The following is a 17,967-nucleotide window of genomic DNA, read 5'->3' as shown; positions in this document are numbered from 1 at the left end:
CCTGCTTTTCATGCGGTAGGAATTAAATATTTAAATTTCATTTGCGGCTTCGGCACAAGTGAATTATCACGGTTTCGCAAACTCATTCTTTTTCCGTTTCACGCTTTTTGGTAGTAGAAAAACAATTTCATCCGGATGCCCTGATTAAGCACCTGGATTTTATTGTTTTTTTAAAATTTAGTTTTAATACTTTGCGGCATTTTGATTGGGTGCCGGTAATTTATTAACTTTAATACTGCCTGGTATTTTGATTGGGTACCAGGCAGTATTAATAAACTTTATAACTTTCCCTAAAACCCGAAACATGAAAAAATTCATACCCTTTGGCGTACTTATAATTGTAATTATACTTGCTCTTATAAATCCATCCGTTACCCTTACAACCATTAAAGACAGTAAAATTGATACCGGCGACACAGCCTGGTTATTGGTAAGTACTGCACTTGTACTGATTATGACCCCTGGCCTCGCGTTTTTTTATGGCGGTATGGTTAGTAAAAAAAATGTGCTCTCAACCATGCTGCAAAGCTTTGTTTGTATGGGCGTTATTACTGTAATATGGGTTATTTTTGGATTTAGCCTTGCCTTTGGCGACTCCATTGGCGGTTTCATTGGCGATCCGCGTACCTTTTTTATGATGAAAGGCACCCTGGGCAATGCTACCTGGAAACTGGCCCCAACCATACCGTTGGTGCTGTTTGCCATGTTCCAGTTAAAGTTTGCGGTAATTACCCCGGCCCTTATCACCGGCGCGTTTGCCGAGCGTATCCGCTTTAACTCTTATGTAATATTCCTTTGCCTGTTCATGGTATTTATTTATGCCCCCCTTGCCCACTCCACCTGGCACCCGGACGGTTTCCTTTTTGGTAAAGGTGTACTTGATTTTGCAGGGGGTACTGTTGTACACATGTCTGCAGGCTGGGCGGCCCTTGCGTCGGCATTGTATTTAAAACAACGTAACGACCAGGCACACTCTCCTGCCCGTATAAGCTATGTACTATTAGGTACAGGTTTATTATGGTTTGGTTGGTTTGGCTTTAACGCCGGCTCGGCATTAGGTTCGGGCACGCTGGCTGCAACAGCCCTGGCTACCACCACTACCGCATCGGCAGCCGCTGCAATGGCCTGGATATTCTTTGACATACTGCGTGGTAAAAAGCCAGGCGTTATGGGCGCATGTATAGGTGCAGTTGTAGGCCTTGTAGCCATTACACCCGCGGCCGGTTTTGTAACCATACCCCATTCACTAATTATAGGTATTGTTGCCGCAGTGGTAAGTAACCTGGTTGTGATCTGGAGAACATCAACCAGCATTGATGACACCCTTGACGTATTCCCCTGCCATGGTGTAGGCGGTATGGTTGGTATGTTATTAACCGGTGTATTTGCACATCAAAATGTAAACTCAGCCAATACCACCGGCAATGGATTATATTACGGCGAAACCCATTTATTTTTTATTCACCTCGTAACTTTAATAGGCGTTTCCGCCTTTGCATTCTTTGGCTCATTAATATTGTTAAAAATTACCGATATGATCAGCAAGCTGCGCGTAACACCTGAAGAAGAACTGGCAGGTCTTGACGCAAGTCAGCACGATGAAGGACTTTAATCTTTCTTTACAAAATCAAACCAATAACTAAAAAAACTAAAGCCGCATTTTTAAAAATGCGGCTTTTTTATTTCATAAACCCGATTGGTTTTATTCCTTCTTACACGTGATGTGTTGCAAAAAGCGTTTGTCAACAAGGCCGTCATTGCTGGTACCGGGCAATCGCGAGCGGTGCATATTAGCCCTGTATGAGTGCGAGTACCACACCATAGCTCACAATTGACATAAAAAGAAGTTTGTCATGCTGAACAGAGTGAAGCATCTTCTTCGATAGAACCGCCAGGACTCAGCCGTGCGAAGATCTTTGGTTCCGCTGCCATGAGGTGTCTACCTTCGCAGAAAAGAGAACAGGTTATCCTAAACTTGTTTCAGGAACTCTCAGGCCGGTTAGCATTTCTATTATACAGCCTTAATGATGGGATGCCGAAACAAGTTCGGCATGACTTCATTGTTTAATAAAGGCTCACCGAATCACCATTCATTACTGCAACTCACTATTCACGACTCACCACTCACCAACTCACCACTCACTATCTCACCACTCCTTTGTCGATATTTTCTTGATTTTTTTATCTTCCTTAGGCAGGGATGATGTTTTAAGCATATAAGCCTTTAAAACGCCACCTACCTGTTTACTGTTGAGCAGCATCCTTTTCAGGTATTCATTAAAGTCGTCCTTTTCAATTTTACCCTGCGTGTGTTCCATGGCTATATTAATGCCAGGTACAGGCTCATAGGCGTTGTAACGGTTACGCTGGTATGGCGTGTACACAAAGTCGGTAAACCAGTAGCGATATTTGGAGTCTTTAACCTCAATCCTTGCGGTGTAGCTTATGGCGCCATCTTCATGGGCCGTTATAAATGCTTTTTTTGATACCGGGAAACTCCCCTTACCCGTTACCACCCCTTGTTCCTTATCGGCTGTAACCAGGGTGAGTTTATTTTTAAGAGCCGCCGTTTTCATAAAATACAGCGCCCTGTTATATAAGGTATCCTTATTTAAACCGGGCTGACTGGCTGTTTGATAATAGATGTATTTATCATTTTCATCAAAAGACAGTGAATCCTTTTGCGCGGCCGCAGCCTGGGCAAACAGGATCCCAATAAGGGCCATCAATATATTTTTCATCAGCATGGGTTATTTTTAGTATCGAAGCAAACCTGAACCGGTTGTTTTTTTTACTCCGTTTTTTGCTATAAAGATAAAAGCCGCTCCGGTTAATCGGAACGGCTTTTGGTAAAAAGATATCATTTATTTTTTAAAACGCATATACAGCTGCTATAACAAACTGTGAAGCATTTTTTGAAGGCTCGCCCGAGCTCTTGGTAAACGCTTCGGCCGAGTTGTTATCTAACCTGAACTCAGGGATCAATGATAGCGGACCGGCCTTGATGTTGGCGGTAAATGTTACTGCCGTTACATGCTCGCCAGGTGTTGGGCCTGCCAGCAAAAAGTCGCCGCTCTTGGTTTTAAAATACTCACCCCTTAAACCCAAGGTCACATCTTTTGATACGGCCAGCTGAGGGTACAGCGCCACGCCGGTAAACCCGCCCTTGGTGCCATTGGTAGCTTTGTAATCAGCAGCATTCAATCCCAGCTTAAATGCGTCAGTGATCTGGTAAGCGGTGGTCAGGTCAAACTCGGTACCTGCTGTTCCGCCGGTTATCACGTTCAGGTATGCTGTCCAGCCTTTTACCGGGGCTATCATCAGCTGGGCGCCAAAGTTATTTAAGCCTGTATTGGCCTTATACGCATTCCATTGATCATTAAAGATACCCGCCATCAGGCTTACTTTGTCTGAGAAGGTATAGGTGGCTTTGAAACCTGCATTCTGGAACGGACCATTGGTAAACATGTACGAGGTAGAGTAGTTAAAGTTACCTACCGGGCTTATCACTTCATAACCAATAAAGGTTGCCATGTAACCACCGGTCAGTACAAACTTATCGGTCACATCGTATGACATGTACAGGTTCTGGATATGGAATGAATCGCCATTGTCACCCGCGTTAGGGATTGATTGTGACTGCCCCCTGGGACCAAACGACAGCTCGCCTACAAAGGCTGCTTTGCCCACCTTTTTCTTCAGTCCAAGATCTACCATACCTATCGACATGGAGTTATGGTCCGTTGCAAAGCTGGTAGGTATATTAGCGTGCTTGGAAAAGTCATATTTATAGTACGCGTCAACAGATCCCGTTATTACCAACGGTGGATCTGTTTTGGTACTGTCCTGGGCTTTAACTGTAAAAGCCGCGATAGAAAACAAACATAAAAGTAAAGCTGTTTTTTTCATGATAACGATTTAATTGTGAATAAACTTTAATTGTTAATTGATTTTGATTGATAAAATACTACAGAACAGTAACTTAATTGATTTAGGGATCTTTTATCGTCGGCATAAAAAATCCCTGTGCAGCTGGCTATCATAAAAAGCCGCTAACCAACCGCACAAGGTTTTACTTATCTTATACAGAATACTGTTATCTATTCTTTTTAAACTTCTGAAGTTGATTTTACTCCTTTGTCAAAAAGACCGCTTAAGCTAACCTCTTCTTCCTGGGCCGGGTAAACTTCAATACCGTGGTCAAATATGTCAAGACCACCAACACCTACCTCACCATGCTCTTCAACACGCAGTCTCCATGGGTTAGGCAATTTGTTAATGATGTACATCATAGCAAATGTTACTATAAACACCGCGGCAGTGATGGTAAAGCTGCCGATAGCCTGCGCTTTAAGTACACCAAAACCTCCACCATAAAATAAGCCTGTAACGGGAGCTGAGTTATCGGCACCGGTTGGGCCTGTAGCGCCAAACTGACCAGATGCAAATAAACCTAAAGATAAAGTACCCCAAATGCCATTTAAGCCGTGAACAGAAAATGCGCCAACCGGATCATCTATACGGAACCACTCAACAATATAAACACCGGCAAATATGATGAAACCGGCAACACCGCCAAGCAAAATTGAACCCAGCGGGCTTACCCAGTAACATGGACAGGTAATTGCAACCAACCCGGCAAGAAAGCCGTTTATAGTAAAGGCCAAATCAAATTTGCCTTTTGTAGGGCCCCACCAAAGCGCGGCAAGCATGGCGGTAAAACCACCGGCGCAGGCAGCAAGCGTAGTGTTGGCAGCAACACGGCCTATACCGGCTCCGTCCATTGCAGACAGTGTACTACCCGGGTTAAAACCATACCAGCCAAACCATAGTAAGAAACCACCCACGGCGGCTACTAATAAGTTATGACCCGGAGGTAAGCCTCCTTTTTCTTTATCATCGCGGGCAAATATGCGTCCTAAACGTGGCCCTAATACCATAGCGCCAGCCAATGAAGCTACACCGCCTATGGTATGCACCACAGTTGAACCTGCAAAATCACGGAAAGGTTGTGCACTTATAGATTGGAAGATACCTGAAGTTCCCATTAATGCAAGGAAACCATCCGGACCCCACGCCCAGTGACCAATTATTGGATAAATAAAACCTGTAATACCTATACTGTATAAAATGTCGCCGCGGAAACTTGTACGGCCTATCATTGCACCCGAAACTATGGTTGAACAGGTATCGGCAAAAGCGTACTGAAATATCCAGTGTGCCAAAATTGGGATACCTGTTGCGCCATAAGTAGCAGGGGTGTTTTGTAAAAAGAACCAGTTAGTAATGGTTTTTCCGTCAGCACCAAGTCCGCCCCAACCAATAAAACCATTGCCATTACCAAACATAAAGGCATAACCTATTGCATAAAACAATAACCCGCAAAGGCATGTATCAAAAATACATTCCATTAAAACGTTCACCGTTTCTCTTTTGCGGGCAAAGCCAGCTTCAAGCATAACAAAACCCGCCTGCATACCAAATACTAAAAAGGCCGCAACCAGGGTCCATACCGTGTTTACGGTATTGATCAGTGCTGTTTCATGAGCGGTATAGGTATCGGCAGCATGGGCCGATGTACCCAATATACCGGGTAAACTAACCATTGCCACAAGTACCAGCAATAAACCAATCATCTTTCCTGTTAGAATGGTAGCTCCCAGCGCCCATTTCTCACGTGACAGTTGTCGGACTGCACTCAGGAGGTTGTGTTTTGTTGAACTTACTTTCATTTGTTTTTTAATTTAGTTTGATTGTTTTTTTAAATTAATTTAGTTTGATTGTTGTGTATATAAATTTTGTTTGATTGCACTGCAAAAAATCCTCCTCAAAGTCTCCCAAAAAATCATAATTACCGAACTCAAGGCTATAATCTTCTTAAATTTTATTAAAAACACAATAATTATCATGTTTCTGTAAATTATTTTCTGAAATTATGTAGTTATTTTAACAATAACAAATTTTTAACAAAAAAATAACAACATTTTATTAAACATTTACGAAAATTGTAAATCAAAACACAAAATTGGAATTAATTTTAATGTCTTTTGAATACTTAAAGCGTATTAATTGAAATTACCATCAATAATTTTAACAAAAACACATCTTTTATCCAAAAAACCACACTTTAAACAGGCTAAATCGAAAAAAACCAATAAAAAACCATCCAATTAGCACTTTTCAATCAGTTTAAACAACAATAATTTATTTAAAGCATAAACCCGGGCAATGAAGATGATTTGTTATTTACATCATATTTCCTTCAATTTTTATGGGTTATTTAAATGATAGTTCTATTTTTGAATTTGCCTTTTATTAAACCGCATATCTTATGTCTAACATCCGATTTAAAGCACTGCAGGACGTTCTGAGCAGATCCATACCTGAAGTGAAACCGCCTTCTTCAAAAATTTCAGATTATTTTGGCTCTAACGTTTTCGATAAAAAGAAAATGAAGGAATACCTTTCAACCGAAGCTTATGAGGGTATTGTCAATTCAATTGAAAAAGGAGAGCCAATTCCGCGCGACCTTGCCGAGCAAATTGCCGCCGCCATGAAATCATGGGCTTTGGGTAAAGGGGCAACACATTATACACACTGGTTCCAACCGCTTACCGGCACTACAGCCGAAAAGCATGATGCTTTTTTTGAACCTACTGCCGACGGAGGGTCGATTGAACGTTTTTCGGGCGATGCCCTGGCGCAACAGGAGCCAGATGCTTCCAGCTTTCCAAGCGGCGGTATTCGCAATACTTTTGAGGCCCGCGGCTATACCGCCTGGGACCCCTCATCGCCGGCATTTTTAATGGCCCGTACCTTATGTATACCAACCGTATTTGTATCCTATACAGGCGAAGCGCTTGATTATAAAGTACCTTTATTAAAGGCCCTTAATGTTTTGGATAAGGCAGCGGTTGATGTTTGCCACTATTTTGATAAAGGTATTGAAAAGGTAAACGCCTCATTGGGTATTGAGCAGGAGTATTTTTTGGTTGATATTGCCTTATTTAATGCCCGGCCCGACCTGTACCTGACAGGCCGCACGCTGTTTGGCCATATATCGGCCAAAAACCAGCAGCTGGAAGACCACTATTTTGGATCGATACCTGAACGTGTATATGCTTATATGCAGGATATGGAGGCCGAAGCCTTATTATTAGGTATACCATTAAAAACACGGCACAATGAGGTTGCACCATCGCAATTTGAGTGCGCTCCTATTTATGAAGAAATAAACCTGGCAATTGACCATAACCAACTGTTAATGGACCTGATGGACAGGGTTGCCAAACGCCACAACTTTAAAGTGCTGTTGCATGAAAAACCTTACGCGGGTATTAATGGCTCGGGCAAGCACAATAACTGGTCGCTGATAACCAATACAGGCAAAAACCTGTTATCGCCCGGCAAAACGCCTAAAAATAACCTCATGTTCCTTACTTTCTTTGTAAATACCATCAAAGCGGTTTATGAACATGCCGACCTGTTAAGGGCATCTATAGCCTCGGTAAATAACGACCATCGTTTGGGCGCCAATGAAGCGCCGCCAGCCATTATTTCGATATTCCTGGGTAGCCAGCTTAATGATGTGCTTGATGAGATAGAGACCTCAAGGATCAGCAAAAAAATCAAGGAAGATAACCTGTTATGGCAGGGCATCCCCAAAATACCGCAAATTTTACCTGATAATACCGATCGTAACCGTACCTCGCCTTTTGCATTTACCGGCAATAAGTTTGAGCTGCGGGCTGTTGGCTCATCAGCAAATTCGGCAAGCCCCATGACCATATTGAATATGATAGTGGCCGATCAGCTTAAAAAATTCAAATACGATGTTGACAAACTCATTAAAAAAGGCGAGAAAAAAGACCTTGCCTTATTAATGGTGATTAAAAAATACATTAAGGAATCAAAGAACATCCGCTTTGAAGGCAACGGGTACAGCGAGGCCTGGGAAAAAGAAGCGGCAGAAAGAGGCTTATCTAATGTAAAAACCACGCCTAAAGCGCTTGACGCCCTGTTATCAGAAAAATCAGATATACTCTTTGCCGAAACCGGTGTATTCAGCCCGCGCGAAGCCCATGCGCGCCATGAGATTTTGCTGGATAGTTTTTACAAAAAACTCCAGATAGAAGCCCGCGTTATTGGCGAACTGGTTATGAACGTGATCATCCCGGCCGCGATAACTTATCAGTCGAGGTTAATTGAAAATGTTAAAGGCTTAAAAGACCTTGGCCTGGCCGATACCACTTACGCTGCCCAATTAGACATTATCAATAAAATTGCGGAACATGTAAACTTTATCAAGAGCAATGTTGAGCAAATGGTTAACGAGCGCAAAAAAGCCAATGCTATTGACGATATCCGTCAGCGTGCTATTGATTATGACGAAAAGGTAAAATCGTTCTTTCAGCCAATCCGCTACCAGGTTGACAAATTGGAGCAACTGATTGATGACACCTTATGGCCGTTACCAAAATTCAGGGAGCTGTTATTTATAAAATAATTTCGTTTCAATTACATTAATTTATCGGAATGGCACTAATTAATAATTAGTGCCATTTTTGTTCTTTTTTTTCAAAATTCGTACACTTTTTACCTGTCAGGCGGCTTAAATTGATGCAAATAGTGTTAAAATTAGTTAGTTTTGCCCATGATTTCTTCGCAACGATATGATCAACGTGGCGTATCTGCATCAAAAGATGATGTACATAATGCAATAAAAAACATTGATAAGGGAATTTTTCCGCAAGCTTTCTGCAAAATTATACCCGATATTTTAACCGGCGACGCCGCATACTGTAACATTATGCATGCCGATGGCGCTGGCACAAAGTCCTCATTAGCATACACTTACTGGAAAGAAACCGGCGATATTTCGGTATGGAAGGGTATTGCCCAGGATGCTATTATCATGAACCTTGACGACCTGCTATGTGTGGGAGCAATTGATAATATCCTGCTGTCATCAACCATTGGCCGCAATAAAAACCTGATACCCAGCGAAGTAATTGCTGCGATTATAAATGGCACCGAAGAAATACTAAGCGAATTGCGCGATGCAGGTATCGGTATATACTCCACAGGTGGCGAAACCGCCGATGTTGGCGACCTGGTACGCACTATTATAGTCGACTCTACTGTTACCTGCCGCATGAAACGCGATGAGGTAATTTCCAATCATCGCATTCAGCCAGGTGATGTAATAGTTGGTTTGGCCTCTTATGGTCAGGCCAGTTATGAAAAGGAATACAACGGTGGTATGGGTTCAAATGGCCTTACATCTGCCCGTCATGACGTATTTAACAAAACTATTGCCAGTAAGTACTCGGAAAGTTATGATGCTGCCATCCCCTACGAGCTCATATTCAGCGGGAGTAAAAACCTTACTGATCAAATTGATATTGGCAACGGCCAATCGGTAACGGCTGGCAAACTGGTGCTGAGCCCTACCCGTACTTATGCCCCGATCATTAAAAAAATACTGGATGCTTATCGTAATCAGGTACATGGCATGGTGCATTGCAGTGGCGGCGCTCAAACCAAAGTACTTCACTTTATTGACAACCTGCATATTATAAAGGATAATCTTTTCCCGGCTCCTCCGCTGTTCAGGCTGATCCAGGAAGAATCAAAAACCAGCTGGCAGGAAATGTATAAAGTTTTTAACATGGGGCACCGGATGGAACTATATGTACCACAGGAAATTGCATCAGAACTCATCGCTATATCTCAAAGTTTTGGTGTTGATGCGCAAATCATAGGTCGTGTTGAAAAAAACGAAACCAAAAAGGTAACTGTACAGTCGGAGTTTGGGATATTTGAATATTAAAAAAAAATCATTTGTAACAAGAAAGCCCCGGCCAAATTGGCCGGGGCTTTCTTGTTTTATAGCTCAGTTTCAGCAGAAACGATTAGTTAAATATATATCTAACACCGATCTGTGCCTGGAAACGTGAAAATTGGCTGATATCTGTTTTGTATGAATTGGTAACAGGCACCATGTTGTTAGCATCAAGATAAGGAAATGCGTATGTTGCTTTGCCAGTTGTTGCATCTTTACCCATGTACCTTAACACAGTTGTCGCTCCAAAGTTATTGCCAGTTACTGACGATACCTGGTAGTTACCCCAATTGCGGTTCAACAGGTTAGTGAAGTTAATTACATCAAAAGTAACTTCAATGGTATTTTTAGTCTTGCCTGCTTTTACAAAAAAGTCTTGTGCAAAGTGTAAGTCAAGCCTTTTATAAGTAGGCAATATAGCACCATTTCTTTGAGCATACTGACCTCTGTGCTGGCTCAAGTACGAATCCTGGTTAATAAAGTTGTTTAACTGAGTCCAGATCTGATCTGGTGTACGTGTATCAACAGTTCCGTTTTGTGCTTTCGGAGCAGCAACAAGAATAAGATCACTTTTATTCTTAGGAATGTACATTAGATCATTGGTGGCACCATCATTGTTAGGATCATTGGCAGTAATGTATGATTGAGCGCCGTTGTTTGATGCTTCAAATACTAAACCTACAGTAGTAGCGTAGTTTTTAGCATACTCTTTACGATATGATACAGTCGCAATGATACGGTTTGGCTGTACATAAGAGCTATTTGACAGGTTATCTGCATTTGGATTACCTGCAACGTAACGAGTGCTCCAAATGGTAGATGCTGTTGAACCACCATCATTAACATCTTTTGATTTGGTGTAAGTATAAGCTACGCTGGCAGCAAAACCGTTGGTAAAGCTTTTTTGTAACTGACCGGTAATAAAGTATGAAAAGCCTTTATTGGTATTTCTCATATAATATAACCCACTGATCGATGGGTTGGCAGCAGTTGAATTAGCAGCTGACGGTGTAGTATTTTTTAAGTCATACTGAATTTGACCTTCAACACCCGGAAGTGTGGAAAAACCATCAGACAATACTAAATTTTGGTGATAGATAGCACGAATATCTTTGGTGTAAGCACCTTCGATAGTACCAATGATACCGCCAGGTAATTTCTGGTCAATTGCTAAGTTTGTTCTCCAGATCTTTGGATATTTCAGGTTTGGATCGGCAACGTCCAGCTCATAAGTTGTACTGGCCGCTCCTGCAGCCGGACGGTTAGCATTTGGGTTTGGATTGAATATCAAACGAGGATCCTGATCCGCAAGGGCCTTTTTAGGATCTGAGTTGATGGTATAAGCTCCGAATAATAAACCGTTGTTTGAGGCTTGGTTAGATATCCATACAAATGGTACCGGGCCGGTAAATAAACCAGAACCACCACGTACCTGGGTAGACTGATCACCATTCACATCCCAGTTAAAACCTACACGTGGTGAAAGTTGCACCCTGTTTTTTGGTAATTTAGAAACGTCAACATGTGTACCACCCTGGAAGGTTAGGGCTGCAGCATTAGCATTAGGAGCTAATGAAGTTGGGAATACATTATAATCGGCTCTTAAACCATAAGTTAACCTAAAGTTATCGGTAACATGGTATTTATCTTGTACATATACGCTATAAATAGATGCTTTGATCTTAGCCAACGGAAACCCGCTACCTACAGCTGAATAACGTAAGGTATAACCATTAGCCGGTCTGTCATTCAAAAAGTCAGAAGCTGAGTTATAAGTATATAAACCGTTATAATTAGGGGCAAAACCGTTAGTATAGCTTTGTATCTGGTTGCTTGTACCGATAGTAAACTCATGCTTACCTGAATAAATGGTAAAATCATCAGCAAACTGCCAAATGTTAGTATTTAATAAGTTACCGGCAGTATAAAGCTCAGAACCGAAACTGGTCATGGTTGCAGATGCTGGAGAGGTGATGTTACCCTGATCATCAGATGTACCGTTACCAATGTCAACCATTGGCAATGAGCTGCTACCTAAGAAATTACGAAAATCTCTTAATGCTGAGTATCCTACAGTCAGTTTGTTTGACATCGAATTGCTGATACGGGTATTTAACTCTACAATACCAATATTAAAGTTGTTATTAATCGTATAGCCCGAACCATAGAAAGGTAGTGTGTTTGGACCAGGAGTACGTGTTGTACCATAACCTACCGGAATAGTTTTTTTACCAGTCGGATCTGTTGGGTCAAGGAATGAGCCATTACCTATGCCTGAGTTACTTGCAGGCTGATCTTTAAATGATTTTAAGTAAAAGTATTTAGCACTTAAGGTATTGTTCTTATCAATGTTCCAGTCTAATTTCGCGGTTAATTTATCACTTGAAGTTCTGTAAACATAGTTTTCATAACCTTTCGGATCATAGCCATAGCTCGCTAATTTAGTTTTGATAGCATCAAGAGTGCTGGCCTGCACACCTGAAACGTTTGAACCGCTTAAGCCGGTACGGCCTGCTACGTAAGCAGTTGCAGGCGGCTGGCTGATTCTTTCCTGCTCGCCCGATACAAATAAGAATAATTTGTTTTTGATGATCGGTCCACCAACGGCAACGCCATTGGTATGGTAATTAAATGGGGTAATGGGCAGGTTTGTTGAACCGGCATGGTAGCCTGTTAACCTTACACCACGACCATAATAATAAGCTGTACCTTTTACCTGGTTGGTACCTGATTTCACTACAGTATTAACACCGGCACCGGTAAAGTTACCCTGACGAACGTCATAAGGAGCAATATCAACCTGTATCTGGTCAATCGCGTCTAATGAAATAGGCTGTGAACTGGCCTGGCCGCCCAAAGTACCTGATAAACCAAAAGAGTTATTAAACAATGCACCGTCAACAGTGATATTGTTGAAGTTACTGCTACGACCACCAAAAGCTAAACCATTGGCAGACGGAGTTAATTTGGTAAAATCCTGTAACGAACGGGAAATGGTAGGCAGGTTTTCAATTTGCTGACGGTTGATGGTTTCGCGCGCGCCGGTACGTGACGAGTTGATCACTTTACCTTGAGAGCCGGTAATTACAACCTCACTTAACGCGGTTGTATTGTCCTCAAGCTTAGCATTGATCTTTTGATCCTGACCAATTGATAAATTGATACCCTCCTGAACAAAATTCTTGTACCCAATAAAACTTACTTTAAAGGTATATGGGCCACCTACTCTTAAGTTAGGGATGTTAAAACGGCCATCTGCGCGGGTTACTGTTGAGTACACAGTACCTGTAGGTATATGTGTAATAGTTACCGTTGCACCGGGGATTGCTCCTTTCGCGTCAGTAACGATACCATTTGTACTCGCCGTGGTAACGCCCTGGGCAAAAGAATTCCTATTAATAAGGAACGTAAAACCGGTTAATAATAATAAAAGAAGTAAATGCTTCCTCATAAATTGCTTTTTTAATTATACTTTTAAGTTGATTAGCCGCAAAGATAACTAATAGCCTGATTGTCAATATTAAATTAATGTTAACAATTATTATATATTTTTCAACATTTCACAACAATAACATCTTTAATTACAAGTAAACAGGTAGATTTAATATAATATTCGCAATTACCTCTCAACTTGATTGAATAAATGGCATATTATTGTAAATAATATTTATCCATGCGCTTAAGCACATGTTCCATTTTCTCGTTTCACCCGTTTTACTTAGCTTTGGGCCATTAAAATTATCCTCCGTACTATACCACACAGGATAGCTTTAATGGGTACAAAACAAAATTTCAAATTATAAAGTATCATCATTAAAAATATGGACTACGATTTAATTGTTATAGGATCAGGCCCGGGCGGCTATGTTGCTGCTATCCGCGCTTCCCAGCTCGGTTTAAAAACTGCCATTATTGAAAAAGAATCATTAGGCGGTATTTGCCTTAACTGGGGCTGTATCCCTACCAAAGCCTTATTAAAAAGCGCCCAGGTGTTTGAATACATTAACCACGCCACCGATTACGGTATTAATGTGGGCGCCGGTGAGGTTAATTTTGAAGCCGTTATAAAGAGAAGCCGCGGTGTAGCCGATGGCATGAGCAAAGGCGTACAGTTTTTAATGAAGAAAAACAAGATCGACGTTGTTGTTGGTTTTGGAAAATTAAAATCAAAAGGCGTTGTTGAAGTAAAAGGCACCGATGGCACAACCAAAGATATTTCTGCTAAACATATTATATTAGCTACCGGTGGCCGCTCACGCGAATTACCTAATCTTAAACAGGATGGTAAAAAGGTAATTGGTTACCGTGAGGCTATGATATTACCCAAGCAGCCAAAGTCAATGGTAGTTGTAGGCTCTGGGGCTATAGGTATTGAGTTTGCTTACTTCTACAATTCAATAGGCACCAAGGTTACAGTTGTAGAATATTTGGGAGATATCGTTCCGTTAGAGGATGAGGAAGTTTCAAAAGGGCTCAACCGTATCCTAAAAAAACAAGGTATCAATATTATGACAAGCGCTAATGTGGAATCTGTTGACACAAGCGGCGACCTATGCAAAGTAAACGTTAAAACCGCCAATGGTACCGAAGTACTGGAAGCGGAGATCGTTTTATCGGCTGTTGGTATATCTACCAATATTGAAGGTATAGGCCTTGAAGAAAACGGCGTTAAAACGGATAAAGGCAAAGTACTTGTTGATGATTTCTACCGCACCAATATTGAAGGCGTATACGCAATTGGCGATATTGTTAAGGGACAAGCCCTGGCGCATGTTGCATCGGCCGAAGGTATTATATGTGTAGAGAAAATTGCAGGGCATCACCCCGAGCCTTTAAACTATAACAATATTCCGGGCTGTACTTATTGCTCACCAGAAATTGCGTCAGTTGGCTATACAGAAAAAGCTGCCAAAGAAGCAGGCTATGAAATTAAAGTGGGTAAATTTCCGTTCTCAGCATCGGGTAAAGCCAGTGCCGCCGGCGCTAAAGATGGTTTTGTAAAACTGATCTTTGATGCAAAATATGGCGAGTTCCTGGGAGCTCACATGTTAGGATACAATGTCACCGAAATGATTGCTGAAGTAGTTACCGCACGTAAGCTGGAAGCTACTGGTCATGAGATCATTAAATCGGTACATCCTCACCCAACCATGAGTGAAGCGGTGATGGAAGCTGCTGCTGCCGCTTATGATGAGGTAATACATCTTTAATTAATTCACAAGTAAAAAACTAAAAAGCCGGTCGCTGTTATAAGTAACCGGCTTTTTAGTTTTCTGTCTATCATAACAGTATTTTGACCTGACAGATTCACTTGTTTTTCTTCATTAGAACCTCGTTTTGATTTTTTAATTTTACCTTACTATTTAACTTACCATGAAATTACATACCATAGATACAGGCTTTTTTAAATTAGATGGCGGGGCGATGTTTGGCGTAGTGCCCAAAACTATTTGGAACAAGACCAATCCGGCTGACGAAAACAATCTGTGTACATGGGCTATGCGCTGTCTGTTAGTTGAGGATGCAAACCGGTTGATATTAATTGATACAGGTATAGGAAACAAACAGGATGAACGTTTTTTTAGTTATTACTATTTACATGGAAACGCTACATTAGATAGTTCACTTGCTAATCTTGGCTTTAATAGGGATGATATAACCGATGTATTTTTGACCCATTTGCATTTTGATCACGTTGGCGGTGCAGTACTGAGAAACGGTGATAGCCTGACCCCTGCATTTAAGAATGCCACTTATTGGAGCAACGCACAACACTGGGATTGGGCTGTAAACCCTAACGAGCGTGAAAAAGCATCTTTTTTAAAAGAAAATATATTGCCCATACAACAAAGCGGACAACTTAAATTTATCGACAATACTGATGGTGTAAGGTTTACAGATAACTTTAACATCCGGTTTGTTTACGGACATACTGATGCCATGATGCTACCGCTCATCAATTATAAGAACCAAACTATCCTATACATGGCCGACCTGTTACCATCAATAGGGCATCTACCTTTGCCTTATGTAATGGCTTATGATATGTTCCCGCTAAAAACGCTGGGTGAAAAAAAACTTATTTTAACCGAGGCGATTGAGAAGGATTACATCCTGTATTTTGAACATGACCCTGTTAATGAATGTTGTACACTACAACAAATCGAGAAAGGCATCCGATCAAAAGATGTATTTAAATTAAGTGAAATTTAGATGGTGTTTTAAGAACACCACAAAAACCATACCGCTTGGCAGTTTACACAATTAATATTAAAAAATAGAACAATTCCTTAATATCTACTTTATTAGCGCCTCGTAATCAATAATTTATAAACACAAATTGCCGTGTATTTTTTTTGAAAATAGATTACTCAATTCTATTTTTTTAGAACAATTTTATAACTTTGCACGTTCTGTACTCAATAGAAAGTACTGAAGGTTTATAAATAAATGAGACAACTCAAAATAACGCAATCCATTACCAATCGCGAGTCACAATCGCTGGACAAATATCTTCACGAGATTGGTAAAGTTGATCTGATAACTGCTGAAGAAGAAGTAATATTAGCACAAAAAATACGCGAAGGTGACCAGGCTGCTTTGGAACGTTTAACCAAAACCAACTTACGCTTTGTGGTATCTGTTGCTAAACAATATCAGAACCAGGGTTTAACACTTGGCGATTTAATTAACGAGGGCAACCTTGGTTTAATTAAAGCTGCCAAACGTTTTGACGAAACTAAAGGCTTTAAGTTCATATCATACGCGGTATGGTGGATCCGCCAGTCTATCCTGCAGGCTATTGCCGAGCAGTCGCGTATTGTGCGTTTACCTTTAAACCAGGTGGGGTCATTAAGCAAGATCAGCAAAGCGTTTTCAAAATTAGAGCAGGAATATGAGCGTGAGCCTTCACCAGAAGAACTTGCCGATATACTGGAAACCACTGTCGACAAAATCTCTGATACCTTAAGCAACTCCGGTCGTCATGTATCAATGGATGCACCGTTTGTTCAAGGTGAAGAGAACACCCTGCTTGATGTACTGGAAAATCAGGAGCCTAATACTGATTCTATACTGATCAACGAATCACTGTCTGAAGAGATCAAACGTTCGTTATCAACCCTAACCGAGCGTGAGCGTGAAATTATTGTGTTGTTCTTTGGTTTGGGAACCAATCACCCGCTATCATTAGAAGAGATCGGCGAAAAATTCAATCTCACCCGTGAGCGCGTACGCCAGATCAAGGACAAGGCCCTGCAACGTCTTCGTCATACATCAAGAAGCAAAATCCTGAAATCATATTTAGGTTAATCTTAACAAAAAATATTTAAAAGCCATTGGTGACCACCAATGGCTTTTTTGTTGGGGCAATTCAAACAAGCACATCAGCTGTCCGTTTTATAAACCATGCAGCCATCCGATTATGAGGACCTCACTCCTGCTCAGGCTATTGCTTACCAGCATGAGTTGCGCAGGCAAATCAATATCACCCCACTCTTAAGCCCTATCAGTATTATTGGCGGAGCTGATATCTCGTTCAATAAATATTCAGAGGTGGTATATGCAGGCATCGTGCTATTTAGTTATCCGGAGTTAAAGATCATAGGTCAGGCCACAGCAATCAGTAAAACTAAATTCCCTTATATATCGGGCCTGCTGGCTTTCAGGGAAGTGCCAGCCTTGCTCAATGCCTGGGATAAATTAACTATTAAACCCCACCTGATGGTTTTAGACGGGCAAGGCATCGCCCATGAGCGCCGTACTGGTATTGCCACACATTTTGGCCTCATTACTGATACACCTTCTATAGGCAGCGCCAAAAGCAGGCTCACCGGCCGGTATGATGAACCCGGCAATCAACCGTTTAACCAAAGCCCCATGTATGATAAAGGCGAAGTTATTGGGACAGCCCTCCGCAGTAAAAAAAATTGTAAACCCATCTATATATCACCCGGGCACCGCATAAGTATGGAGCAAAGTGTTGAAGTTATTAAAAGCTGCGTGCGTGGCTACCGCATCCCCGAGCCTACCCGGCAGGCACATCTGCTTGTTAATAAAATCAGAATTGAGGATGGTGATAACAATAATCGCCAGATTAATCTGTTTGATTAATTGTCACAATT

Annotated in this window: 11 protein-coding genes; 7 read left to right on the top strand and 4 right to left on the bottom strand. The window is 41.4% G+C overall.

The annotated features are described in order from the left end of the window. Positions 1–304: 304 nt before the first annotated feature. Positions 305–1,612 (top strand): ammonium transporter, encoded by a 1,308-nt coding sequence (locus tag J2W55_RS03275; protein WP_310091939.1) that lies wholly within the window; start codon positions 305–307, stop codon positions 1,610–1,612. A 535-nt stretch (positions 1,613–2,147) separates the two neighbouring features. Here J2W55_RS03275 and J2W55_RS03270 read toward each other — a convergent pair. From J2W55_RS03270 to J2W55_RS03260, 3 genes are all read right to left on the bottom strand, one after another. After that, the gene (locus J2W55_RS03270) at positions 2,148–2,741 is read right to left on the bottom strand and encodes a DUF4468 domain-containing protein (protein WP_310091938.1); all 594 of its coding nucleotides are present in this window, start codon (positions 2,739–2,741) and stop codon (positions 2,148–2,150) included. Positions 2,742–2,871: 130 nt separating this feature from the next. Then, complete coding sequence (locus J2W55_RS03265) at positions 2,872–3,909, bottom strand: outer membrane beta-barrel protein (RefSeq protein ID WP_310091936.1); 1,038 nt, start codon at positions 3,907–3,909, stop codon at positions 2,872–2,874. A gap of 200 nt (positions 3,910–4,109) precedes the next feature. Beyond that, positions 4,110–5,732 (bottom strand): ammonium transporter, encoded by a 1,623-nt coding sequence (locus tag J2W55_RS03260; protein WP_310091934.1) that lies wholly within the window; start codon positions 5,730–5,732, stop codon positions 4,110–4,112. Between the two features lie 599 nt (positions 5,733–6,331). Between J2W55_RS03260 and J2W55_RS03255 the strand changes: the two genes are divergently transcribed. Together J2W55_RS03255 and J2W55_RS03250 are read left to right on the top strand one after the other, a co-directional pair. Further along, on the top strand, positions 6,332–8,506 hold the full coding sequence (locus tag J2W55_RS03255) for a glutamine synthetase III family protein (protein WP_310091933.1): 2,175 nt from the start codon (positions 6,332–6,334) through the stop codon (positions 8,504–8,506). A 147-nt stretch (positions 8,507–8,653) separates the two neighbouring features. Beyond that, a complete protein-coding gene (locus J2W55_RS03250) occupies positions 8,654–9,832 on the top strand; it encodes an AIR synthase-related protein (RefSeq protein WP_310093468.1) in 1,179 nt (392 codons plus the stop codon). 82 nt (positions 9,833–9,914) lie between these two features. Here J2W55_RS03250 and J2W55_RS03245 read toward each other — a convergent pair whose 3' ends face one another. Further along, a complete protein-coding gene (locus tag J2W55_RS03245; protein ID WP_310091930.1) occupies positions 9,915–13,295 on the bottom strand; it encodes a TonB-dependent receptor in 3,381 nt (1,126 codons plus the stop codon). Between the two features lie 370 nt (positions 13,296–13,665). Between J2W55_RS03245 and lpdA the strand changes: the two genes are divergently transcribed. From lpdA to nfi, 4 genes are all read left to right on the top strand, one after another. Further along, the gene (gene lpdA, locus J2W55_RS03240; RefSeq protein WP_310091927.1) at positions 13,666–15,054 is read left to right on the top strand and encodes a dihydrolipoyl dehydrogenase; all 1,389 of its coding nucleotides are present in this window, start codon (positions 13,666–13,668) and stop codon (positions 15,052–15,054) included. Positions 15,055–15,217: 163 nt separating this feature from the next. Next, the gene (locus J2W55_RS03235) at positions 15,218–16,057 is read left to right on the top strand and encodes an MBL fold metallo-hydrolase (protein ID WP_310091925.1); all 840 of its coding nucleotides are present in this window, start codon (positions 15,218–15,220) and stop codon (positions 16,055–16,057) included. 237 nt (positions 16,058–16,294) lie between these two features. Continuing rightward, positions 16,295–17,155 carry a sigma-70 family RNA polymerase sigma factor gene (locus J2W55_RS03230; protein ID WP_090466905.1) on the top strand — a complete coding sequence of 287 codons (861 nt, stop codon included), beginning with the start codon at positions 16,295–16,297 and terminating at the stop codon, positions 17,153–17,155. A 96-nt stretch (positions 17,156–17,251) separates the two neighbouring features. After that, entirely contained in the window at positions 17,252–17,956 is a 705-nt protein-coding gene (gene nfi, locus J2W55_RS03225) for a deoxyribonuclease V (RefSeq protein WP_310091877.1), read from the top strand. Positions 17,957–17,967 lie beyond the last annotated feature (11 nt).

It is taken from the genome of Mucilaginibacter pocheonensis (genome assembly GCF_031456535.1).
In the GTDB taxonomy this organism is placed as follows: Bacteria; Bacteroidota; Bacteroidia; order Sphingobacteriales; family Sphingobacteriaceae; genus Mucilaginibacter; species Mucilaginibacter pocheonensis.
This window is presented reverse-complemented; position numbering and strand designations above follow the sequence as displayed.